We start from the raw sequence: 23103 nt of genomic DNA, 5'->3' as shown, positions 1-23103 counted from the left end.
GTGCTATTCTTCTGACTGAAAACGCCAGATGACACAAATGACTTTAAATGACACAAAGTGTCATTTGCAAGTTAATACATTTAACAAATTAAAAAATGCTGGTAGAAAATGAATATCCGGATGAAATTACTGAGAAAAAAGAAAGGGATAACATTCGACGTGCTGGCAGCCGAAACCGGAATGACCAAGAGTTACCTGTCCAAAGTTGAACGTGAACTGAGCAAGCCTTCAATATCGACTGCACTGAAGCTTTCTAAGGCCCTGGGGGTCAGTGTGGAAGAACTGTTCAGCGTCGGGTTATCGTCAGACAGTGAGTATCATCTTGAGCGGGCAGAGAATCGCAGACAGCCTGCAGACGGACAGAATGCGCTCAATTATGTCATGCTCACCAGGCAGGCAGCCGAACGAAATCTGCTGGCGTTTATGCTCTGTCCGGACGATGAATTTTCCGACAGTAATTTTAAGGAGCATTCCGGTGAAGAGTTTATGTTTGTCCACAAAGGCGCAGTTGAAGTCGATCTGATGGACCAGAAGATTATCCTGAATACCGGCGACTCCTTTTCTTTTAACGGGCTGAAGCCGCACAGGATACGCTCACATGGCGGCAGGAATGCCGAGCTGCTCGTCATCATCTCTCCGGCGTCAGATCTGCTGTCGGAATAACCGGGTAGCTGTGATTTTGTTGCACCACTGGCCGGTATTTTTTCCTGAGTCAACGCTCAGAATTCAAAGGTTCTGTGACCGGTAACCTCGCCGGCGGTATTACGCATTTCAGGAAAGTGGAACGGCTCAAGCGCCGTGGTCGATTTTTCATTGCTGAGGCCAAGCGTCGTCAGTAATTCACATATGACCGAATACAGTGCTTCAACGCTGCCGTCTTCAATTTTCACCGCGATGCCGAGTGCCCCTGATGCACCGAGTTTTTGTGTCTGAGCTGATGCTTTCACTGCAATTGCGTAGCATGCATCCGCGCCGAGTTTGCCGACCAGTGCGCCGCTGAATACATCACCCAGTACAGTGCAGAATCGTCCCCGGCCCCCGATAAGCTCTGGATAATCCGCCATCGCTTCATACAGAACGTTCAGTAATGCAGCATGCGGCCATGAGGCGGTTGTGCCGGCAGCAAGCCTGGCATAAGACGAGGCAAGAGTACGCAGCGGAAAGGCCGGCGCCGGCAGGTTACAGCCGTCTGTCGCCCATTGAACTGATTTCTGAGGCAGGCCCGTGATGTCAGAAACCGTTTCCTGAACGAGCTGCTGCATAGGATGGTCCGGATGAGAGTAGCCCTCTGCAGAGCCCGTCAGCATCAGCGCGCCGGCTATCATTCCTGCATGCTTTCCTGAGCAGTTATTACAGATGCCGGTAGGCGTAAAGTCCGTTTTTATCCATTGACGGCTGACCTCCGGTGAAAGGGGCGAATGCCCGCCACAGGCCAGGCAGCGCTCACCGATGCTGATTTTTTCAAGTATCTGACGTGCGCATCTTATGTGAACCGGCTCACTGCTGTGAGAGGCGCACATCAGCGCGAGATGCTGCCTGCCCAGCCCGAAATGCTGCACCGCGCCGGTCCTGAGTATGGCGGCTGCCTGGAAAGGTTTGGCCGTCGACCGGGCAAGAGTGATGCGCTCAGGATCCCCGGATGTAAAAAGCAGGTGCCCCGAGCTGTCGGCCACTGCAACGTGAGCAATATGCGAGTTTTCACGCACGCTGCCGCGATAAGTTACTAAGGCTGGTTTGTTTTCGCTAAACATTGTGGTCTCACTTTCTGCAAATATTTTTTATTCCCGGGCACCAAAAGTGCCAGCCGCATCAGGCAGGAGCAAGGCCCGCTTATGAAAAGACAGTCCGGTTTTTGCCGGGCCCGCGACAGTGATTTTCCCGGATTATAAAATCATCTTTTGCCTCTTCTCTGCTGCCTTTAATGTGATGTCATAATGCGGCAAAAGGCATGCCGGGGTTGCCTGTTTACCTGTTGTCAGGCATGTCTGACTGCTGATACAGGTTTTCACTGCTTAACAGCCGGATACCCTGTGGTGTACTTTCAAGGATGCGTTTTTCTCCGCATTTCTCTGACCGGGTTATGTTCCAGTCAGGATTGTCCTTCAGTAGCGATGTCATCAGTACGGCCAGTTCAGCACCCGCACTTCCACTTATATCCAGCGTTCCTGCAGGCATACCTTTCAGACTGAAAGTGAGCCGTACGTTTTTCATCGTGCATCCTCAGTATGATGAAGCTGGTTTTAGTTGCTCTGAACGGCTTTCCAGCGCTTCCACGATACTCTGACGGGTCATCGCACAGGCTGATTTAACCGCGTCATCAAGAGTCAGGCCCCGCAGAAGCGCAGCGGTCAGTTCAGCTGTAAAAAGATCACCAGTTCCTTTAGGAGCGCCGGGATAAAAATCATGATGGATGACAAAATAGCTGCTGGCCGTCACGCACATGACACCCACTTTGCGGTTATCAGGGCTCCGGATGGCACTCGTAACGGCAACCCAGCGTGTCCTTCCGCAAATCAGTGATTTTGCTGCCTGAGCGATATCGCGTTCATCCCTGAGCTCCCGTCCGGTAAGACATTCAAGCTCGAAAAGATTGGGCCTAAGCCCTGTCGCCAGCGGCAGCAGTTTTTCCCGGTAACAGCTGGTCAGTACTGACTCCACGTAATAACCGGTGTCTTCATCACCCAGAACAGGATCCATCACGATCATCAGATCGGGTCGCTTTATCAGACATCGGGACAGCCACTGAAAAAGCTCTTCACCTTTAGAGAACGTACCCAGATAGCCGGTTATGGCAGCACGCAGCCCGGTATCCAGTCCCCGTCTGCTGATATCTGACAGAAATGCCCTGAACCAGGCGGCCGGCATTTCGCCCCCGGTCTTCGGCTGCCCGTCGGGGGTATGCCCGAAAATGCACGTAGGCACTGCAAGCACATCAAGGCCGTGCCTTGTCAGGGCAGGGAGCGCGATGCTGTTTCCCACACAGCCACGAATAACCTGCGACTGTACAGAAATGACGTCTGGCAGTCGCAAACGGGCGTAATAGCTCTCTGTATTCATTGTGCCGGCCAGAAATGGTCATCGGACAGATTCCGGGCCCCGAAGATTGACTGACCGACGCGAACGACAGTAGCCCCTTCCTCAATCGCTATCTCAAAATCGCCGGACATGCCCATTGAAAGCTGCGAAGGGATAATACCCGCAGGTGCACGGTCACAAAGCCGATCCCGTAGCGTGCGCAGACGGATGAAGCACGCACGCACGCGCGCGGCATCCTGCGTGAACTCGGCAAGTGTCATCAGCCCCTTAACCCGAAGAGAGCTGAAGGGCGCCAGCTGTTGCAGGAACACCTCTGCGTCATCAGGATGAAGGCCATATTTGCTGGGTTCATGTGACGTGTTTATCTGAACAAACACATCCAGCGCACGTCCCTCTGCCTGCAGGCGCCGGTCGAGCGCTTCTGCCGTATGCAGGCTGTCAAGCGCCTGAAGCTCGGAGGCAAATTTCGCGACCAGTTTTGCCTTATTGGTCTGAAGGTGGCCAATAACGGACCACTTAAGGTCGGTAAGATCGGACATTGCCTGCGATTTAAGCCAGGCCTCCTGCACTTTATTCTCGCCGAGAAAGTCACACCCGGCCTGACAGGCCAGCCGGATATGCGCTTCATCCATCGTTTTACTGACAGGTAAAAGCCGGACGTCACTGGCGACGCGGCCGCTGCGCAGACACGCATTCTGGATGCGCTGGCGCACCGCCTGAAGGTTATTGCGAAAGTCATCGACGCTTTCTGCCCGAGGCCAGCGGTTATGCATGTCATGCCGCGGCTGCGTATTGTCAGCAGAGAAAAGCGTACTGCTGACGGAATTGTGTTCACCCTGTTTCATTGTTATAGACAGCCCGCAGTGAGTGTGATTATTATTGTCCTAGGTTAAATAAATTATTGTCATAGATCAATGAAACTATCAGGTAAGACATCAGGTGAGATTTTTGAGCAGGTCAGGGCACTGGTTCAGTCAGGTGAACTCAAACCAGGGCAGGCGCTGCCGACAGTGCGTGACCTTGCGGTTTCTCTTGAAGTAAACCGCAATACGGTAGCGACGGCATATAAGCGCCTTACCGACGCGGGTTTTGCCATTTCAAAAGGACGTAATGGCACGGTGATACGGGGATTTGTCATGCCTGCCGTTGCGATGGAAGGAACGTCACCGGACATGGCACTGCGTGATCTGGCGGGTGGAAATCCCTGTACCAGTTTTCTGCCTGAATTGTCACTGGCAGGCACGCGTGCCGGACTGTATGGGGAACGCAGCGTCAGCGCTGAACTTGAGGCTATTGGCCGTAGCTGGATGAAGTCTGATATTAACGGGGCTTTTGAACTGAACCTGACCAGCGGAGCGGTTGATGCAGTTGAGCGTCTGCTGAATTGCTATCTGATTTCCGGAGACCGGGTTGCGGTTGAGGATCCCTGCTTTCTCAGCAGCATCAGCACCCTGATGCATAACCGGCTGCAGGCTGCATGCGTGCCAGTTGATGAAGAGGGCATGCAGCCAGAGCAACTGGCGGAACAGCTTGAGTCGGGTGTCAAAGCGCTGATCATAACGCCGCGCGCGCACAATCCAACCGGATTCGGTCTCAGCCAGCGTCGTGCGCAACATATCCGGACACTTCTCTCTGACTATCCGCAGGTGCTGGTCATTGTTGATGATCATTTTTCACTGCTCTCAACGGAAACCTACCATCACATTATTCCTGAAACATCGCGACACTGGGCTCTGATTCGTTCCACATCAAAGTTTCTTGGCCCGGATCTGCGTCTCGCCTTTGTTGCAAGCGATGGTGAAACGTCAATACGCCTGCAGCAGAGGCTGAACGCCGGTACGAACTGGGTCAGTCACATCATTCAGAAAGTTGCAGCCAGTGCGATGACGTCACCGGGTTTTGATTCGCACCTGTCCCGCGTCAGAGAAACCTACCGAATACGTCGTCAGGTACTGACCGATCTGTTGAGGTATCACGATTATCAGGTCTCTGACCGCCACGATGGTCTCAATGTATGGGTACCCCTTATCAGCGACAGCTCGCGACTGGTAATGCATCTGGCGCTTAAAGGATGGCTGATACGCGGAGGGGAAGTATTTGGTTTATCCCGGCCTGCTCATGGCCTGCGTATCACGGTTTCTGATCTTGACGCAGCAGAAGCCGGAAAGTTCGCTCTGGCGCTTACCGGAGCAATGTCTGCAGCTTCACAGTAAATGAATTCACCCGGTCAGGTGTGCTGACTGACTAATCTCACGGAGTTTATATGCGCGTACATTTCATTATTCACGAAAGCTTTGAAGCGCCAGGTGCCTATGAGCAATGGGCAGCCAGCCAGGGGCACGATGTGTCCTTTTCCCGGGTTTACGAAGGCGATGCGCTTCCGGCAAGTGTCGAGGATATTGATTTTCTCATCGTAATGGGCGGACCGCAGGATCCGGCTACAACCACGGCAGAGTGTCCTCACTTTGATGCCCTGGCAGAGCAACGCACCATCGCCGCTGCCGTCAAAGCAGGAAAAGCCGTTATCGGCATCTGCCTGGGGTCGCAGCTGATCGGCGAGGCACTCGGCACCCGCTTCTCACACAGCCCTGAAAAAGAGATCGGTAAGTTTCCAATTACCCTGACTGAAGAGGGCATGCAGCATGAGTTGTTTAACCACTTCGGGCGCACACTTGACGTAGGTCACTGGCATAACGACATGCCGGGCCTGACGCCAGAGGCCACTGTTATTGCTCACAGTGAAGGATGCCCGCGTCAGATTGTTGCTTACAGCGACCTGGTTTATGGTTTCCAGTGCCATATGGAACTGACGACTGAGGTGGTTGAACTGTTGATCGCAAATTCTGAGAAAGATCTCAGCCGCGCCGCAGAATACCGCTTTGTAGACACTCCAGCAGAACTGCGGGCCCACGATTACCGGGAGATGAACCAGGCATTGTTTACTTTTCTGGATAAGCTGGCTGACCACTATACCCACACCCGCACTTAAGAAGGTTTACGCACCACGCTCCGGGGCGTGGTGCATCACATAGGTCTTATCCAGGGTGATAAATAATGACTGACTCATTTTTAGCTTTGCTGACCACCGGCAGTGCGATCCTGCTGGGTGCAATGAGCCCGGGGCCAAGCTTCATTATGATTGCGCGTACGGCTGTTGTTTCCTCCCGCAGGTGTGCCCTGGCGGCAGCGGCTGGCATGGGAACGGGGTGCATGATTTTTTCGGTTCTGGCTCTGGCCGGCCTTCATTCGCTGCTGGTTCTGGTGCCGTGGCTTTATTCGGCGCTTAAAATTGCCGGGGGAGCCTATCTGTTCTGGCTGGGTATCCGATTGCTGTTCAGCTCTGACAGGAAAGACAACATCCATCAGAATAATACTCAGGCCGTTTATGCGCCTCATGCTTTTCTTAGCGGCATGCTGACTCAGCTGAGCAATCCTAATACCGCGATTGTTTTTGGCAGTATTTTCGCGGCTACGCTGGGATCGCATATTTCGCCGGTGCTGTATGTTGTGCTGCCCCTGATGGCTTTCTGCATAGATACGCTCTGGTATGCACTTGTGGCCTGCCTGCTTTCAGCCGACAGGCCACGTCGTATTTATATCAGTTACAAGCGCTGGCTGGACAGAATAGGTGGCGGCGTAATGTGCCTGCTGGGTATCAGGCTTTTTATCCGGTGACTATCAGACTGAACAGGAACAATTTTGTGAAAAATTCTATGCGCTTTTCTGGCTTTTTCGTTTCACTGTTTCTGATTACCTGTGTTGATGAAGCACGGGCCTCAGCAAGCCTTGAATGCACAGCTAATCATGATCTCCAGGGATGTGTGGAATCTACTGCCAGGGCAGGCGGTGGGATCGTACATCTGACTCCTCAGACCTATTTTCTTGAAAAGTCACTGGAGCTTGCCAGCAACGTCGCGCTTGAAGGCACCGGACCACAGTCAGTCATTACCTGGAGTCCGTCAGTCGCCAGCAGGATAAATGCGCCGCTTTTGCACGCAACCGCGGTCACCCATGTTGCAATAAAGGACGTAAAACTGGTTGGTACGATTGACCAGCGTCCTGAAAGTCAGGATTTAAGGAACGACCAGATAGGGCTGTTTTTTGACTGCAGTGGTGATCCTACAGCGGGTGAAAAAACCAGCTGCAGCGATATCACTTTGCAGAACGTTGAAGTTGAAGACAGCAGCCATGGGATCCACATTAAAGGCGCGGAGCATGTAACGGCCACAGACCTGAAGCTCCATAACAACGGTAACACCCTGAAAGACTATTTCCATAATATTTATCTTCGCCGGGTGGCCGATGTACGACTGATTCAGACCAGTAAAAACAGCGGCGGCTTTTACGGTAGTCCACGAGGACACGGTATTCGCGGCTCTCATATGACCAACGTGTACATGAGTAATCTTGAGGTTTATGACAATGCTGATTACGGCATACACATGGACACTGTATTCAATGTCAGGCTTCACAATATGCATGTTTATCACAACTGCCTTAGCGGGAAATCAGGCTGCCAGCAGATAAAGTGTTTCGGCCCACAGTGCGATGTGCACTTTAATGCCCCGGCTGAAGACGCAGGTAACCCGTGAAAAATGCTCTGAGCCAGCCTTGCTGGGGACCATCATAGTTTTACCGAGGCAAACAGGACCTGTATTAGGTTCTCATGTCAGTAGCCAGCATATCCGGCCCGTTAAAGCTCATAGCATTAGCCTCCCCGATCAGCTACCGGGCAGAGATGGCACTGTACAACGGAAATCCGGTCTGCGGCTCATGCCCGCAGAACCTGATTAAGGCGGCCCCCGTGCTGAGAAAAATACGGTGATTCACAGAAATGATAATCCGCATTACATCGGCCATTACTACCGACGCTTCCTCGCGCTGTGTGCTCGTCAAAAAAGCTGCTTTTTGTCCATGCTCCGACTGGAATGCCGATGGCTGGTGTAAGAAGGCGGATACGCGCTCTGCGATAGCTGGATGCTTCAATTAAAAATTCAGGTACATTTTTCCGGGATACATTATGTTCGATACATTGTCACAATCCGCTTTAATCATACCCGGGGCCGTCATTCTGGTGACGATCACGTTATGGGCAACACGGGTTCTGCCGGAATATCTGGTGGCGCTGATTTTTTTTGCGTCAGCGATGATCCTCAGAATAGCCCCATCCGACACAATTTTTGCAGGTTTTCAGTCAGACGCGTTTTGGCTGGTCCTCAGCGGTTTCATTATCGGAACAGCGATCCGGAAGGTCGGGATCGCTGATTTTATTGCGCGCAGGATTGACCCCCTCGTCAGCGGTTCCTGGCTGAAAATGCTGGCCGGCACCGTAATTCTCACCTACCTCCTGGCGTTCGTTATGCCCTCAAACATGGGGCGCATTACTCTCCTTATGCCAATCGTAATGGCTGTTGCAGACCGCGCGGGTTTTGAGGAAGGCAGTCGTGGACGCATCGCTCTGGCTCTGGCGGTAGGCTTCGGCACCTTCCAGCTCTCGGCCAGTATTCTCCCGGCAAATGTTCCTAATCTCGTTATGACGGGCGCGGCTTTCAGCAGCTATGGGCAACATTTTCAGTACGTGTCTTACCTCGCCCTGCATGCACCTATTCTGGGTATACTGAAGGGAGTGATTCTTACTTTTTGCCTTTATTTCCTTTTCCCGGCAACGCCTGAAATACTGAGTTCTACTGAGCGAGAAGACCCCCTGTCACCGGCGGCAAAGCGGCTCGCCTTCCTGCTTGCCGCAACTCTTATTCTCTGGTGCACGGACAGCATCCATGGGATCCCAGCCGCATGGGTCGGCCTTGCTGCCGCATGCCTCTGCCTTCTGCCCCGGGGCGGCTTCCTGAGTGGCGACGAATTTGCTAACGGGCTCAACATGCGAGCCTGTATTTATGTGGCCGGAATTCTGGGTCTGGCTACGGTAGTATCGAAATCCGGTATTGGCATGATAATTGGACAAGAACTGGTAAAAATTGCTCCAATCTCTCCGGAATCACCATTAATCAGTTTCGGTACTCTTGCAGGATTCAGTAGTTTGCTGAGTTTTTTTGTCACATCAAATGGGGTACCTGCTCTGTATACGCCGCTTGCGGAAACCTTATCCCATGCCTCCGGCTTTTCACTGCCGGCTGTCATCATGATCCAGGTCATCGGATATTCAACACCCGTTCTTCCCTATCAGGCGTCACCAATTGTTGTGGCCATGGTAATGGCTCGTGTCCCTCTGGCATCCGGTATTCGACTGTGTATTGCTCTGGCGACCGCTACCTTCATTTTTCTTGTACCGCTGGATTACTTTTGGTTCAGGCTTATGGGGTGGATATGATTTTTTGCCAGCCTCTGAGGAATAAAGCCTGCCAGGGGCTATTTTATTCATGCCCTGAACAATAGTGTTCTGCTTTCCATGCAGTTGTACGAACCGGAAAACTCAGCGCACTTGCCGGGCAGTTCCATAAGAGCCCTGCAGCAGTCTGTGTTCCTATTCAGCGTCTGGAGGAAGTACGTTGAGGCAGGTCAGACCGTCAGTCTGATTGATCGTGGAAAGGTTTCAGGACTGATGCAGGTTCCCGAATTAATGCCAGTTATTCCGGACCATAACATTCTCTTCATACCCAGCGCCGTATCTTATGAAGATAAATCGACAGAACTACTGGCGCAAACTATGCAGCAGACATTTCGATTTGAAAAGCAGATGTCAGCTGAGAGCAAAATCTCCTGAGCAGGTCTGAGGCTATTACCACGCTGTCATATGACGTTGCAGCTGACATCTGTTGTCCGCAGACAGGAAGCAGACAAACTTACTGAACAGAGGGTCCACTATAAAAGCAAAATGGACACTTACCATGCCGTAACCGCGTGTATCGCAGGTATCGCGGCAGTTAACCAATGGAACAGGTCATTCATCTCTCCTTTACATTCGGATACAAAATGCTACTAATTTAACCATATAATTAGCTTCTGCTATGAAGTATAGCCAGTGCTATATTGTTGTTTCGAGAGACACGTTAAAAGCGAAACAGGGGTAGTAACGTTATGTCTGGATCCAGTCAGCCTACAACCTTAACTGAAAGAACAAATCGTTCGATTACAGAAGTGTTATCCGGGCGTCGTCATCGTCTGACGTCAACATTACTTTTCGCTGGACCTGCAGTCATTGCCTCTATCGCCTATATGGATCCCGGCAACTTTGCGACCAATATACAGGCAGGAGCAAAGTACGGTTATACCCTTCTGTGGGTGGTGGTGATGGCCAACATTATCGCCATGCTTTTCCAGGCACTGTCGGCGAAACTCGGCATCGCCACTAATAAAAATTTAGCTGAAATGTGCCGTGCCCAGTTTTCTCAACCGGTGGTATGGGGCATGTGGGCTGTCAGTGAAATCGCTGCAATGGCAACCGATCTGGCAGAGTTTCTTGGCGGGGCGCTGGCGCTATCAATTCTTTTCCATATCCCGTTATTACCAGGCATGGCTATCACCGCGCTGATCACTTACATGTTGCTGATGATTGAAAAACGTGGATACCGGCCTTTAGAACTGATGATTGGTGGACTGGTTGCTGTCATTGCACTGTGTTATCTGATTGAGATGTTTATTGCACCGGTTAACTGGGCTGCTGCTGGTTTAGGCATGGTCAATCCGAAACTGCCGGATGCCCAGGCGTTAACTATTGCCGTAGGTATTATCGGGGCAACCGTTATGCCACATGCTATTTATCTCCATTCAGGATTAACCCAGAACCGTAGTCCGGCAAAAAATTCATCTGAACGCCGCAAATTGGTGTCTTTCTCAAACATTGAGGTTGTAATAGCACTGACTATCGCAGGTCTGGTCAATATTGCGATGGTCATCATGGCTTCGAGTGCATTCCATGCCGGACACAGTAATGTTGCAGAAATTGAGACTGCTTATCACACTCTGACCCCTTTGCTGGGTATTGGTGCTGCGGGGATATTCCTGTTATCTCTGATAGCATCGGGCATTTCCAGCTCTGTGGTGGGAACTATGGCGGGTCAGATGATTATGCAGGGATTTGTGGGGTTCTACATTCCTGTATGGTTACGCCGTCTGGTCACCATGATACCCGCCTTCATAGTGGTTTCACTTGGAGTGAATGCAACAGATGCGCTGGTTTACAGTCAGGTTGTTCTGAGTCTGGCTCTGCCAGCACCGATGATAGCGCTGGTATTGTTTACCTGTCGCCGGGATATTATGGGTGAGTTTGTCAATAATAAATTAACGGTAATGCTGTCGATAATTGGCACGGTGATAATCGTGACGCTGAATATTATTCTGCTACTGCAGGTGTTCGGCGTAAATATTCCGGGGTTAAACTAATTTAATAAAATCTGATGTCAGGATTGTTCTGGGCGCAGGCGCGTAAAAGGCTCAGTGAGAATAGTTCTAAATTTAACTAAATAATAAAGAGGGCCTGTCGGCCCTCTTTATTATGAATTTTGGCTATCCTTTGGGGGGGTATTTGTCTTTGCCATGAGAATCTTTTTCACGGATTTGGCCATCCCGTCCATGAATGAGCAATTCACTACCATGGTTTCGTGCAATCGAACGAGCTGCATCGATAGCTTGTTGCTGTGTGTCATGTACAGAGGTCGCTTTTATATTGCCTGCCCCTTTTACTGCCCACTCACCGTTATGAGGAACCACGTGCTGGTTTTTACCCATATAATGCCCTCCAGAAATGTCAGGTTGTGATTTATACTGATTCAGGCTCTAAAAACGCAACATGTAGTATTTTAATTGATCAGAATCACAATATATACGCACTCAGAGCTGTTCAGCTCATCATGATCCTCTTTGCGCGGTATAGGTTATGTCAGCTTCTGGCACAAAGCAACCGTTCTGGCGGCGACTTATTTAAACAACACGGGGAACAGCTTTTTCCCCGTGTCTGGCAGGAATAATACCCGCCGCGCGTTCATCATAATTACGGTTGTTTGCTGTTACCCAGCACTTTGTTAATCGCTTCGGTCCCACATTGATCGTCGGATTCCGCGCCGCCGGTGCCCGCCATGCCGATAGCGCCGATCCACTGGCCGCGATATTGCACCGGTACGCCGCCGCCAAGCAGCAATAGCTCATTAACCGTATTCAGGTTGACGCTTTCCGGTGAGGATTGCGCCTTTATGGTCAGTTGTCTGGTCGGCGTTTTGGTGGAGAGCGCAGTAAACGCTTTACGCCATGCCGCCTGAGTGTTGTGCGGCCCCACGTTGTCATCACGCATCAGCGTGACCAGATTTCCACCCCGATCCACCACGGCGACTACGCCCTGACGATTCATGTTATGGCAGGCGGACAAGGCCTCCGTTGCCAGTTGATTACTCAGCGCCTGCGTCATGTCATAGACGGAGGCTGGCTCAGCAGCGAGCGCCACGGCAGGTCCGGTTGTCAGCATCAATGCCAGCAGTAAACGTTTCATTTATTTCAGCTCCCGCGATAGGTGGAATATCCGTACTGGCTCAGCAGCAATGGAATGTGATAGGTAGTAGTGGTATTGGTGATATGGAACTCCACCGGGATTTCAGGGAAGAAACTCTGCTGTTGGTGTGCCGCAAAATAGTGACCGGTTTTAAAAATCACCCGATAGTCTCCTGCCTCAAAGGGCTTTGCTGGCCAAAGGGCATCAATCCGACCCTGCTGGTTAGTATTGGCGGTATTCAGTACTTTCCAGCTTTCCCCCTGTTTCTGCTCAAGCATCACCTCAACCTCTGAGGCCGGCAGCCCGGTTTGCTGGTTCAGTACGTGAACGCTCAGCGGATTTTTACTGGCCGCGAAGGTGACCGCGGGAACGGCAAGCAGCGTGGCGAGGGTCAGGGCAGTGAGGCTCTTTTTCATTTTTTAATACTCCGGTGTTAATCACCCCGCTGTTATACCTGTGCGGTTGTTCGTTCTGCCTGTCAGAAAGATGACCATATTGTCATCTGGCGCTGAAACGCTGGGGCGGTCATAAATTTCATGGCAAACTGCGCCGATGAAACTATTACTGATCGAAGATAACCAGAAGGCGAGCGCCTGGGTGCGTAAAGGGCTGGAAGAAGCGGGCTATATCGTGGACTACGCCGCAGACGGACGGGATGGCCTGCATCTGGGGCTGTCACATCCCTACAGCCTGGTGATACTGGATATTATGCTGCCGGGAATGGATGGGTGGCAGGTGCTGAAAACCCTGCGTACCGCCAGTCAGATTCCGGTGATTTGCCTGACCGCCAGAGACTCGGTGGATGATCGGGTGAAAGGGCTGGAACTGGGGGCAAATGATTACCTGGTTAAGCCGTTCTCTTTTGGGGAGTTGCTGGCTCGGGTAAGGAATCAACTCCGGCAGCAGCAGCCGCACAGTAGCGTACTGCGGGTAGGCGATCTGGTGCTGGACTCAGCGCGCTTTCAGGTTGTGCGTGACGGTGTCACTCTGACGCTGACGCGCAAAGAGTTCATGCTGTTATGGCTGCTCGCCAGCCGTCACGGTGAGATTCTGCCCCGGACGCTGCTGGCCAGCGAAATCTGGGGTGTTAATTTCGACAGTGAAACCAATATCGTTGATGTTGCTATCCGCCGTCTGCGCCGTAAAGTCGACGATCCCTTTCCTCAAAAGCTCATCACTACGGTAAGGGGCATGGGATATTGCCTGTCAGAAAAAGGAGGCGAGAGTGACTAGCCCTTCTCTGACGCTGCGGCTGACGGCGATTTTTACGCTAATCATGGCGATGGCCTGTGGCGGCATCAGCCTGATTCTGTATAAAGCGTTACGCAGCGAACTGGTCTGGCGGGACGATCAAACGCTGATTAATCGGGCGGCGCAGTTAAGACAACTACTTGAAGATGGTGCCCATCCCAGCTCGCTGCCGCTCTACTTCAACCGGATGGTCGATATCCATCAGGACATTCTCAGCATCCGCTCGCAGCATGAGCAAAACGTCAGTATTAATCATACCGGGATAACGTTGCCTGCGATCTCCCCCACGCCGGTCAGTACGCCACCCAGTGAGAAACAGCTGCACCGCTGGATCAATGCGGATAAGACGGAAGCGTCGGCGTTAAGCCTGCAGGCAAACTCCTCGCTCGGGCCGGTAACCATTACGCTTGCCCGGGTCGCGCGGGAGCGGGCATTGATGCTGGAGCGTTATCGCCAGCAAAGCATTCTGGTTTCACTGGCGGCCATTTTGCTGTGCGCCGCTGTCAGTCCGCTGTTGATTCGCAGAGGGCTAAGGGCGATCGGCCGGTTAAGTAAGATCGTGGCAGAAACGGCCAGTGACCGGTTAAATCAGCCCGTGCCGCTACAGGCTATCCCGCAGGAGCTGCTACCGATTGGCAATGCGCTTAACGCTATGCGTCAGCGCTTATCCACGGACTTTATCCGTCTGACCCAGTTTGCCGACGATCTGGCGCACGAAATCCGCACGCCCATTAATGTGTTACTGGGCCAGAATCAGGTCGCGCTGGGTCATGAACGCTCAGCCGCTGAATATCAGACGCTGCTCGAAGGCAACATTGAAGAGCTGGAGAGTCTGTCGCGTCTGACTGAAAACATTCTCTTCCTGGCTCGCGCCACGCACCACAATATCAGACTCAATAAACAGGACTTCCTGCTGCAGGACGCGCTGGAAGCGCTGATCGACTTCCTGGAACCGGTTGCGGAAGAGCATGAGAAGGTCATTGAGCTGAGCGCCGCAGGCCGCCTCACCGCGGATAAAATGCTGTTCCAGCGTGCGATGAGTAATCTGTTGATCAACGCCATTCGTTACTCACCAGAAAAAGGCACGATTCAGGTCAGTACCTGTCATCACGCTGACTACGTTGAGATTGAGGTGTCGAACGCGGGCGAAGCGCTGGAGGAACCTGAAAAATTATTTGAACGCTTCTGGCGGGGCGATAACGTCCGTCATACGGCGGGAAGCGGGCTGGGACTGTCGCTGGTGCGCGCAATCGCCGCTTTACATGGCGGACGTGCTTATTACCGGCATGAGAACGGGCACACTATCTTTGGCCTGCGCCTGCCCAGAAAGTGAGCGCCTGTACGAAAACCTTATCGGTGCTGCTTTGATGAAAACAGAGGGGGGATGAAAGCGATCTGCGGAAGTCATTAAGTCAGAAACAGCCACCCCCTTGCCTGTTGCACGCTACCTTACCGGCACGGTGGTCAGGTAGCGTCAATTGTCAGAATATCCCTCGTCGCTTTCTCCGGTAAATCCCGGCACTACTCAGCATGCTGATGACATCCTGCGGGCCCCAGGTTCGCTGGAGTCTGCATCGGCACATGATGGTGAGGAGTCTAAAGGCTGGCCCCTTCAACCAGCACAAACGTCCCGTGCGCAGCCCCTGCACGTAAAAGCCTGGCAGCCTGATACGCAGGGCTTTCATAAAAACGTCTGGCTTCGGCAAAAGATTCAAACTCAAACACCACATGCCGTTCATGCGCCTCGCCCTCCAGATTTTCATACTGTCCTGACCAGGCAACGATCTTCGGATTAAACGCCTGCATGGCTTCGCCTGCAGCTCTGGCATAGTCAGCGTATGCGACAGGGTCCGATACGGTCACGTGAGCGATTAAATAACCTTTGTTCATTTCTCTTTTCCTTCCTGACAGGGGGTAAAATCCAGCGTAAGGCAGCGCGACTGGCGTGCACCAAACCCGGAATGGGGGTTAAGCTTTCAACTCTTCCTTCGGGTCAACGCATTGAGTGGTGAGTAACCACCTTTTCACTGAGTGCTTCCCGGTACTCTGAGCCATGTTTGCCGCGGAATCGGCAGTGATCTGAGCCAGTGCTTATGTACATAAACCTGCATGGCAGTTCGCAACGGCGTTAAGCCTTCAGAGAGACGATTCCCCTTCATAACGTTCAGATCGCGTTCTGCAATATCCGCGGTGTGAAAGCAGTCTATTACCCATTAATATGGTGATAAATAACGTAAGAATTAACGCACTGTTACTCCTAAGGTGAACAATGAAAAACCTTGAGGCGCTGATTATTTTTGCACGCGTGGCGGAAATGAAGAGTTTTACTCAGGCAGCTGAAAGCCTGGGTATTCAGAAAGGACGCGCCTCATTAGTGGTGCGCGAACTCGAAAGGGAGACAGGCGCGACGCTTCTGCATCGCACCACGCGAACCGTGCAATTAACGGAAGATGGACGGGCTTTTTATTCACGCGCACGCGATCTGCTATCGGAAGCCGAAGAGTTACAGTCCATGTTCTCTCACGAGGGGATGTCACTGCGGGGAAGAATACGCGTTGATATGCCAGCCGTGCTGGCACAATGTATGGTGATCCCCGCGCTGCCGCAGTTGCTGGAGGCACACCCTGAACTGGAGATCGAGCTTTCAAGTACCGATCGGCGCGTTGATTTAGTGCATGAAGGGTTTGATTGTGTCATCCGTCTGGGGCCAATCGTTGATGACACGCTTATTGCTCGCCCGCTGGGGAAACTATGCATGATTAATGCTGCCAGTCCCAGCTATCTGGCGCGCTTCGGAGTACCGCAGACGATTGATGATCTGCTCAGTCAGGGACACCAGATGGTTCATTACCAGCGGAGCTTTGGTTCGAAGCCAGATGGCTGGGAGTATCCGGCGGATGACGGCTATCAATTGCTGATGTTACCCGGCGCCATAAGGGTCAACAGCGTACCGGCCTATCATGAGGCGGGCCTGGCCGGGCTGGGCTTGATCCAGGGCGGTTACTCCACACTGGCACCCTATATTGAGCGCGGTGCGCTGGTTGAAGTCCTTCCCGATCTGCGTCCTGAGCCGCTCAGTGCCTCTTTTGTTGTCGCACACCGACGAAATCTGTCGCGGCGTGTCAGAGCCTTTATGCACTGGACAGAAGAAATTTTAAAACCTTATTTTGACAGATAGCACAGTGATTCTTACGCCAGATAAAAATACAACAACAGGGTATGTGGCGAACCAAACCAGAAGTACAAATTTAATCAGCGCTATGCTAATATTTCCACGCTTATTAAAGCGTCCTGCCATGCGTAAAATTTTTGGGAACGCAGTATGATCGATAAATATCAAATTCATCATGAAGTCGATGTGCTGCTTTTCATACGCCACATCTGCAAACTCGTTTATACGGGACTTATTTTGCTGCTGCTTATTCCTCATATTGCCAGTGCCGAAATAAAAGATGACAAAGCCAATGATATCGTCAGTGGTATTATCAGCTTCACCCAATGGACCGGCTTAAAACAACCGCCTCAATTATGTATTTTTTCTTCAGCCCGGCATCTCTCCTTGCCGGACACTGCCTCCTCAGCGGCAGCCACATTTACCGTTGTTTATCTTGCCAGCGCAGGCGAGCTGCCGTCGCACAGATGCGACGCCGTCTATTTCGGCGATCAGACGTCACAACAGCAGGTGGACCTGATTCAGCAGTTTAAGGGCAGAGCCGTCCTTACCCTCGCGGAGAACAATGCGGATTGCACGCGGGGCGCCGCGTTTTGCCTGATTTTTCATCCGGGCCATACGCTTTTTTCCGTTAACCTTGATTCGCTTGCCAGAAGCGGTGTCAGGGTAAGTCCGGACGTGCTTTTGCTGTCCCGCGAGAGAAGCGAATAAAATGAAATTCGATAAATTAAAAAATGAAAAATCATCGATACGCAATAAACTGCGAAAAATAAGCACCATCAACGCTGCGGTGATATTACTGTTGTGCTGGCTGTTGCTCTCCTCCACGTCGCTGCTATTTATTAAAAATTACGAGAAGCGAAACCTTGAATTAATCGGCGCAACCCTCAGCACCACGCTGACCGCTGCGACCGTTTTTTCCGACAGTTACGATGCGCACAATAAAATTGCCCGGCTCGGCAATGAAGGGATGTACGCGTCTGCGAAACTGGTCACTAAAGATCAAATTGTTCTGGTCAACTGGCATGCTCAGCAGGAGCAGACGGGCTGGTATTCGCGGTTATTGCGTGAGTGGATTTATCTTAAACCGCTTAACGTCAGTATCATTCACTCTGACGTTGCTGTCGGTACATTAACGCTGGAAGGCACCGTGACCGGCGCGGTGAGTTTCATTCGATACTCCTTCATGATTCTGACCAGCGGTATGCTATGTGTACTGATTATCTCCCTTTTGCTGAGTGAATTTCTGCATCGGGGTATGCTCGCTACGCTGCGCAACATTACCAGTTCGATTCACTATGTGATTCATTCCGGTGATTTTTCCTTGCGTATACCGGAGAGCACGACGAGTGAGTTTCAGCTATTTTCAGATGACCTGAATTCGTTGCTGAGGGAAATGCAATCGCTGAAGGCTTCGCTTATGCGGGATAATCGCTCGCTGGCAGCCAAAGCGCTGGAGGATCCGTTAACCGGTCTTGCAAACCGCAGCGCCTTTGCTGCTCACCTTTCCCGGCTTCTCGACCAGCAATATGCTGAGGAGCGTTTTGCCTTACTCTTTCTTGATGGCGATCGCTTTAAAAGTATCAATGATAACTGGGGCCATGCGGCCGGGGATGAGGTACTAAAAGCGATAGCGGCGCGCCTGTTATCACTGGCATCTGAACAGGATTTAGTCGCCCGGTTAGGTGGGGATGAATTTGCCATGCTGGTGAGCAGTCAGGTCAGTGAGGAGCAATTACAACAACTCATGCAGGACATCCATGACCTCATCATGGAAAAAATCATTCTTGCAGAAGGTACGCCGATAAACACCTCGGTTACCATTGGCTACGCCTGGTCACAACACGGCGATACGGTTGAGTCGATTCTCGAACGCGCTGACATGAATATGTACAAAAATAAGCGAACAAATAAGGCTTAAAGATGAAAAAGAATATTTCCCTGATGCTGCTTATTTTGGCGCTGGTTGGTTGTCAGTCTAAAGAACGTTTTAGTGAGGCGCAGATCGCAGCGATGAAGCGTGCGGGATTCACTCAAAATAGGGAAGGCTGGGGATTAGGCTTATCAGACAAGATCCTGTTTGGTGTAAACGAATCAGAACTTACACCCTCCAGCAAAAGTAACATTCAGGGGATGGCAAAAAACCTGGCGTCGACCGGTATTAAGCATGTGCGAATTGACGGGCACACCGATAATTATGGCAAACCGGATTATAACCAACAGCTATCGCTAAAAAGAGCTAACGCAGTCGCGGCACAGTGGGCGGAAGGGGCTGCTATACCGCGCGAAAATATTATCACACGTGGATTAGGCATGAGTGCACCGGTTACCAGTAACAATAGCGCGCAGGGACGCGCGCAAAATCGGCGTGTGGCAATTGTGATTACTGCGCCGTGATAATGAGTTAACAGTGGGCAGTGCTGCGCGTTCTCAGGCCGGCATGACTCCATGTCCTGCCTGGCGGCTTTATCCTGTTACCGATGATGCGTGAAGAGCCGCTGGAAAAGATGAAACGGAGAGGAAAATGCACGGCGGAACCCGCCGTGCAGTGTTGCTATCAGCGATAAAACGCTGGTCTTACTGGCATAGTGACCGGCACAATCTCACCGGAAGTCTGGGCCGCGACGCAGGCATCAGCGGCCACCGCGGCGGCGTAGCCATCCCATGCGGAGGGACCGGTCATCTCACCGCTGATGACGTTGTTGATAAATGCCTGTAACTCCACGTCATACGCATCGATAAAGCGCTTTTTCCAGTCAGTCAGAATGGTGGTGGAGAGCTTAGCCGCACTGCGTAGCTGCACAGAGACCGGTTCCGGCAGGCGGGCAATGCCGCTTTCACCCACCACTTCACACTGAATGTCATAACCATATTCACAGTTCACGAAGATTTCGACATCAATGCGCGCCCCTTTGGTGGTCTCAAGCAGCACGATTTGCGGATCGCGCAGGTGTGACGACGCCTTACGGGTTTTACGCGGGAAGATCACCTGCACGCTGGCATAGTCATCATTCAGCAGCCAGCGCAGCACATCGAGTTCGTGGATTAGCGTGTCGGTGATCGCCATGTCGGTGGTGTAGCTGTCGCCCACTTCCGGGTTGCGGTGTGCGCAGTGCAGCATCAAAGGCTCGCCAATTTCGCCGCTGTCGATCACCGCTTTTAGTGCGCGATAGCCGCTGTCATAAGGGCGCATAAATCCGACCTGCACCAGCTGACGTTCGGCCTTAATTTCTGCTTCCACAATGTTCATGCAGCCCTGTGCGGTGACCGCCAGCGGTTTTTCGCAGAACACCGCTTTCCCCGCCTCAATGCAGGCCAGCACAAAGGCTTCATGCGTCGGGCCCCAGGAGGTAACCAGCACCGCATTGACCTGCGGATCGTTAATCAGATCAATCGCATTGTCATAAATACGCGCTTCCGGCGTCAGCTCGTTGACGATTTGCTGGCAGTTGTCACGGTTGATATCGTTAAGCGCCACCACGCGCGCATTCTGTAACACGGTGCTGCAACGGCGGATGTGTTCGCGACCGATTGCGCCGGTGCCGATGACGCCAATATTAATAGTCATGATAATTCCTTAAGCTGAGTGGTTTAACAGCTGGATGCTGTCGCGAATTTCGCGGGCAATGTCCGCTTCCTGCCAGCTGTTCATCACTGAGGAAAACGGCTCAAAGGCGTAAAGGCCGGTGTAACCCATTTTCTCCAGTCGCTCGACCTGCTGCTTGCTGCGCAAGCGGTCTTCCGCGCTGAGCATGATGCGTTCTTCGTCGGTAAGCTGATTAACCGGGCGCGGGTCGGTGACGCCGGAGAGGTGAACCAGACCGATCTGCTGAATATCGATCTCCTGTTCGAAAGTCTGTTCCGCATCTTCAAACAGATGATGATGGAAGGTATCGATCAGCAATCTGAACGGCACTCCCGCTTCATGGATCAGCGTCTGAGCCTGAGTCGCCGAACGCAGCGAGCTTTGCGGGAAGCCCAGCGGTTCCACCAGCCCCTGAATACCTGCCTCAGCGAACAGCGGGGCCAGGGCTTTCAGCGCGCTTACAGTGTCGGCAGCGCTGATCGGCGTGCCGTCATTAAGCGGGCAGAGCACCAGCGATTCAGCGCCGACCGCCTGCGCATCACTTAACAGCTGGCGGGTGCGTTGCAGCACCTCTTCATTCAGCTGATTAAAGGGATAGAGCGCATTGATGGTCACAATCCGGATGCCTGACTCACGCGCCAGGGCTTTTACCTCATCGCCAGTGAGATCGTCGGTGACGCGGCCACTGGGCATATCATTACGCAGTTCGACATTATGGATACCGAGCTGGCTGACCAGTTTAAAAAACTGCGGAAGGGTGAGGCTGGGCGCAATTTTACGGTTGATGCAAAAGCGCGCGTTGGGAATATTCAGGCTCATAACAATTTCCTTGAATGTAGGGGTACAGTGTTAATAGCAATCGGGTAGTCAGCGTAATGACGCGGGCCGTGAGTTATTTAATACGGATGTTTCAGGCACTATTTTTTGCTGTTGCCGTTATAAAGCGCATAGAAATAGTGCTCGACCTGCTCAAGACTTCTTCCCCGGGTCTCGGGAATAAACTTCACAACAAAAACAGAACCGCCGATGCCGATAGCCGCGAATATAAAGAAGGCTCCGGACAGACCAAATGCGGCTAATAACAGCGGGAAGGCCATGGAGATGGCGAAATTGGCGATCCACAGTGAGAAGACAGCACCACCCATACAGATGCCACGCATCCGGGCGGGGAATATTTCTGACAGCAGCAGCCAGGTAACGGGTGACAATGCGCCCTGCTGGAAGCAGAGAAACATCAGCATGCCCGCCAGCACCAGATAAGCCCGCAGCAGGTTGACCGTGCCGTTGAGGTATTCCGGCATCAGCCAGCAGACCAGCCCGATAAAGAACAGGCAGCAGGTGCAGCCCATCTGTCCGATTAACACCAGCGGACGACGTCCCACTTTGCCGATTAACCAGATACCCGCCAGCGTCATCACCACTGAAATCACACCATTGGCAATGGTCGCGAACAGCGCGGCATCGTTGCTCAGTCCGGCTGCGGTCAGCATGGTGGGGGCGTAATACATAATGGTATTCACCCCGGTCAGTTGCTGAATAGCGGCAATACCCACGCCCAGCAGGAAGATTTTCATCAGCCAGGGTGTGGCGAGATCGCGCAGGCGGCCTTTGCCCCGCTGACGGTTCTCTTCGATGGTTTCCTCAATCTCTTCCAGTTCCCACTCGACATCGTCGGCGGCACGGGTTTTTTCCAGTACCTCACGCGCTGCCTGACTGCGACCTTTCATCACGTGCCAGCGCGGGGTTTCAGGCATAAAAATCATGCCGATCCAGAGCAGAACAGCGGGGACAATCGACAGCGCCAGCATCCAGCGCCAGGTGTTTTCTCCGCCCCAGATATCGTTAAAGGTGGCGTTGGAGATGTACGCCAGCAGCTGACCGCTGACGATCATCAGCTCCTGCAGGGTGACCAGCTGGCCACGTTTGTTGGCGGGGGCGATTTCTGCGATGTAGACCGGCACGGTCGCGGCAGCACCCCCCACGGCAAAGCCCAGAAAAAGGCGAGAAGCGATCATCCAGGTGACATCTGGCGCCAGGGCCGAGCCGACAGCGCCAAAAGCGAAGATAAGCGCCAGCGCAATGATAATGCGTCGTCTGCCGAGGCCATCCGCCAGATGACCGGCTGCCAGCGCGCCGAAGGCTGCTCCAAACAGCAGGGAGCTGGTGACCAGTCCGGTGGTAAATGGGGTGAGATGCAGATCGCCGCGCATAAACAGCAACGCGCCCGAGACCACACCGGTATCATAACCAAACAGCAATCCACCCAGGGTGGCGACCAGCGCAATAATCTTCACAAAAGGCTCGGTGCGGGTGGTGCTATTTGGACCGGATGCCGGGTTCGACGAGATATAAAGTTCTTTTTCCATGAATACTCCTGGTAATAACGGCAAAGACAAAACGTCAGAACATGAAGAAGACATCACCCTACTGATATTTTTATTTCGGGTTAAATTATATTTGAAACTTAGTTTTCATTATGTGAGCTCAACCCTTCCGCCATTTTTATTTTGATGGGATTCCATCAGAGCAAAAATAAAAACATTTAAATTAAGCGGGTTATAGGGGAGAGTGATAAGTTACCGGCGGTTCAGATGGGGCAGAACAGGGGGAAATCAGCGG

24 protein-coding genes are annotated in these 23103 nt (G+C 52.3%); 13 read left to right on the top strand and 11 right to left on the bottom strand.

Going from position 1 to position 23103, the window contains the following annotated elements; translation table 11 throughout:
* Positions 1 to 108 precede the first annotated feature (108 nt).
* Positions 109 to 663, top strand: a complete 555-nt coding sequence (locus tag ACR8BN_RS20510) for a helix-turn-helix domain-containing protein (protein WP_434747617.1) — start codon at positions 109 to 111, stop codon at positions 661 to 663.
* Between the two features lie 56 nt (positions 664 to 719).
* Here ACR8BN_RS20510 and ACR8BN_RS20505 read toward each other — a convergent pair whose 3' ends face one another.
* From ACR8BN_RS20505 to ACR8BN_RS20490, 4 genes are all read right to left on the bottom strand, one after another.
* A complete protein-coding gene (locus ACR8BN_RS20505; RefSeq protein WP_434747616.1) occupies positions 720 to 1751 on the bottom strand; it encodes an asparaginase in 1032 nt (343 codons plus the stop codon).
* A 214-nt stretch (positions 1752 to 1965) separates the two neighbouring features.
* Positions 1966 to 2211, bottom strand: coding sequence for a hypothetical protein (locus ACR8BN_RS20500; RefSeq protein ID WP_434747615.1), 246 nt, complete (start codon positions 2209 to 2211; stop codon positions 1966 to 1968).
* A 9-nt stretch (positions 2212 to 2220) separates the two neighbouring features.
* A complete protein-coding gene (locus tag ACR8BN_RS20495) occupies positions 2221 to 3057 on the bottom strand; it encodes a PfkB family carbohydrate kinase (RefSeq protein ID WP_434747614.1) in 837 nt (278 codons plus the stop codon).
* Entirely contained in the window at positions 3054 to 3809 is a 756-nt protein-coding gene (locus tag ACR8BN_RS20490) for a YggS family pyridoxal phosphate-dependent enzyme (protein WP_434747613.1), read from the bottom strand. Before ACR8BN_RS20490 ends, ACR8BN_RS20495 begins: the two co-directional genes overlap by 4 nt.
* A 141-nt stretch (positions 3810 to 3950) precedes the next feature.
* Here ACR8BN_RS20490 and ptsJ point away from each other — a divergent pair, with 141 nt between their 5' ends.
* From ptsJ to ACR8BN_RS20460, 6 genes are all read left to right on the top strand, one after another.
* Positions 3951 to 5249, top strand: coding sequence for a transcriptional regulator PtsJ (gene ptsJ / locus ACR8BN_RS20485; RefSeq protein ID WP_434747612.1), 1299 nt, complete (start codon positions 3951 to 3953; stop codon positions 5247 to 5249).
* 50 nt (positions 5250 to 5299) lie between these two features.
* Complete coding sequence (locus ACR8BN_RS20480; RefSeq protein WP_434747611.1) at positions 5300 to 6025, top strand: type 1 glutamine amidotransferase; 726 nt, start codon at positions 5300 to 5302, stop codon at positions 6023 to 6025.
* A 65-nt stretch (positions 6026 to 6090) separates the two neighbouring features.
* Positions 6091 to 6711, top strand: coding sequence for a LysE family translocator (locus tag ACR8BN_RS20475; RefSeq protein WP_434747610.1), 621 nt, complete (start codon positions 6091 to 6093; stop codon positions 6709 to 6711).
* Positions 6712 to 6737: 26 nt separating this feature from the next.
* The gene (locus ACR8BN_RS20470; protein ID WP_434747609.1) at positions 6738 to 7628 is read left to right on the top strand and encodes a hypothetical protein; all 891 of its coding nucleotides are present in this window, start codon (positions 6738 to 6740) and stop codon (positions 7626 to 7628) included.
* A 428-nt stretch (positions 7629 to 8056) separates the two neighbouring features.
* The gene (locus tag ACR8BN_RS20465) at positions 8057 to 9364 is read left to right on the top strand and encodes an SLC13 family permease (RefSeq protein WP_434747608.1); all 1308 of its coding nucleotides are present in this window, start codon (positions 8057 to 8059) and stop codon (positions 9362 to 9364) included.
* A gap of 707 nt (positions 9365 to 10071) precedes the next feature.
* Entirely contained in the window at positions 10072 to 11376 is a 1305-nt protein-coding gene (locus tag ACR8BN_RS20460) for an Nramp family divalent metal transporter (protein ID WP_434747607.1), read from the top strand.
* Between the two features lie 123 nt (positions 11377 to 11499).
* Here ACR8BN_RS20460 and ACR8BN_RS20455 read toward each other — a convergent pair whose 3' ends face one another.
* From ACR8BN_RS20455 to uraH, 3 genes are all read right to left on the bottom strand, one after another.
* Entirely contained in the window at positions 11500 to 11721 is a 222-nt protein-coding gene (locus ACR8BN_RS20455) for a DUF2188 domain-containing protein (RefSeq protein ID WP_434747606.1), read from the bottom strand.
* A gap of 262 nt (positions 11722 to 11983) precedes the next feature.
* Positions 11984 to 12475 carry a GlcG/HbpS family heme-binding protein gene (locus tag ACR8BN_RS20450; RefSeq protein ID WP_010247306.1) on the bottom strand — a complete coding sequence of 164 codons (492 nt, stop codon included), beginning with the start codon at positions 12473 to 12475 and terminating at the stop codon, positions 11984 to 11986.
* A gap of 5 nt (positions 12476 to 12480) precedes the next feature.
* Positions 12481 to 12891, bottom strand: a complete 411-nt coding sequence (gene uraH, locus ACR8BN_RS20445) for a hydroxyisourate hydrolase (protein ID WP_064702938.1) — start codon at positions 12889 to 12891, stop codon at positions 12481 to 12483.
* Positions 12892 to 13027: 136 nt separating this feature from the next.
* Between uraH and hprR the strand changes: the two genes are divergently transcribed.
* Both hprR and ACR8BN_RS20435 read left to right on the top strand, forming a co-directional pair.
* Positions 13028 to 13708: a response regulator transcription factor HprR gene (hprR, locus tag ACR8BN_RS20440; RefSeq protein ID WP_434747605.1), complete on the top strand. Its 681-nt coding sequence runs from the start codon at positions 13028 to 13030 to the stop codon at positions 13706 to 13708.
* A complete protein-coding gene (locus tag ACR8BN_RS20435; protein ID WP_434747604.1) occupies positions 13701 to 15059 on the top strand; it encodes a heavy metal sensor histidine kinase in 1359 nt (452 codons plus the stop codon). The genes hprR and ACR8BN_RS20435 overlap by 8 nt, the downstream gene beginning before the upstream one ends.
* A gap of 263 nt (positions 15060 to 15322) precedes the next feature.
* On the opposite strand, the gene ACR8BN_RS20430 is transcribed toward ACR8BN_RS20435, so the two are convergent.
* Positions 15323 to 15616 carry a DUF1330 domain-containing protein gene (locus tag ACR8BN_RS20430; RefSeq protein ID WP_031592432.1) on the bottom strand — a complete coding sequence of 98 codons (294 nt, stop codon included), beginning with the start codon at positions 15614 to 15616 and terminating at the stop codon, positions 15323 to 15325.
* A 379-nt stretch (positions 15617 to 15995) separates the two neighbouring features.
* Here ACR8BN_RS20430 and ACR8BN_RS20425 point away from each other — a divergent pair, with 379 nt between their 5' ends.
* The 4 genes from ACR8BN_RS20425 (at position 15996) to ACR8BN_RS20410 (ending at position 19295) form a co-directional block, all read left to right on the top strand.
* Positions 15996 to 16904, top strand: a complete 909-nt coding sequence (locus tag ACR8BN_RS20425; protein WP_410010095.1) for a LysR family transcriptional regulator — start codon at positions 15996 to 15998, stop codon at positions 16902 to 16904.
* Between the two features lie 144 nt (positions 16905 to 17048).
* Positions 17049 to 17609 (top strand): YfiR family protein, encoded by a 561-nt coding sequence (locus ACR8BN_RS20420; RefSeq protein WP_083069568.1) that lies wholly within the window; start codon positions 17049 to 17051, stop codon positions 17607 to 17609.
* Position 17610: 1 nt separating this feature from the next.
* Positions 17611 to 18819 carry a diguanylate cyclase domain-containing protein gene (locus tag ACR8BN_RS20415; RefSeq protein ID WP_083069570.1) on the top strand — a complete coding sequence of 403 codons (1209 nt, stop codon included), beginning with the start codon at positions 17611 to 17613 and terminating at the stop codon, positions 18817 to 18819.
* Between the two features lie 2 nt (positions 18820 to 18821).
* Positions 18822 to 19295: an OmpA family protein gene (locus ACR8BN_RS20410; RefSeq protein WP_109651757.1), complete on the top strand. Its 474-nt coding sequence runs from the start codon at positions 18822 to 18824 to the stop codon at positions 19293 to 19295.
* A 160-nt stretch (positions 19296 to 19455) separates the two neighbouring features.
* On the opposite strand, the gene ACR8BN_RS20405 is transcribed toward ACR8BN_RS20410, so the two are convergent.
* From ACR8BN_RS20405 to ACR8BN_RS20395, 3 genes are all read right to left on the bottom strand, one after another.
* The gene (locus ACR8BN_RS20405; RefSeq protein ID WP_434747603.1) at positions 19456 to 20466 is read right to left on the bottom strand and encodes a Gfo/Idh/MocA family protein; all 1011 of its coding nucleotides are present in this window, start codon (positions 20464 to 20466) and stop codon (positions 19456 to 19458) included.
* Between the two features lie 9 nt (positions 20467 to 20475).
* Positions 20476 to 21303, bottom strand: coding sequence for a TIM barrel protein (locus ACR8BN_RS20400; RefSeq protein WP_424997590.1), 828 nt, complete (start codon positions 21301 to 21303; stop codon positions 20476 to 20478).
* A 98-nt stretch (positions 21304 to 21401) separates the two neighbouring features.
* Positions 21402 to 22850 carry a sugar porter family MFS transporter gene (locus ACR8BN_RS20395; protein WP_191922752.1) on the bottom strand — a complete coding sequence of 483 codons (1449 nt, stop codon included), beginning with the start codon at positions 22848 to 22850 and terminating at the stop codon, positions 21402 to 21404.
* Between the last annotated feature and the right edge of the window lie 253 nt (positions 22851 to 23103).

Origin of the sequence: Pantoea sp. Lu_F5_004, from assembly GCF_051136245.1 — a bacterium.
Taxonomy (GTDB): Bacteria; Pseudomonadota; Gammaproteobacteria; order Enterobacterales; family Enterobacteriaceae; genus Pantoea; species Pantoea agglomerans.
Note: the sequence above shows the minus strand (reverse complement) of the source record. Positions and strands in the feature narration are given on the sequence as shown.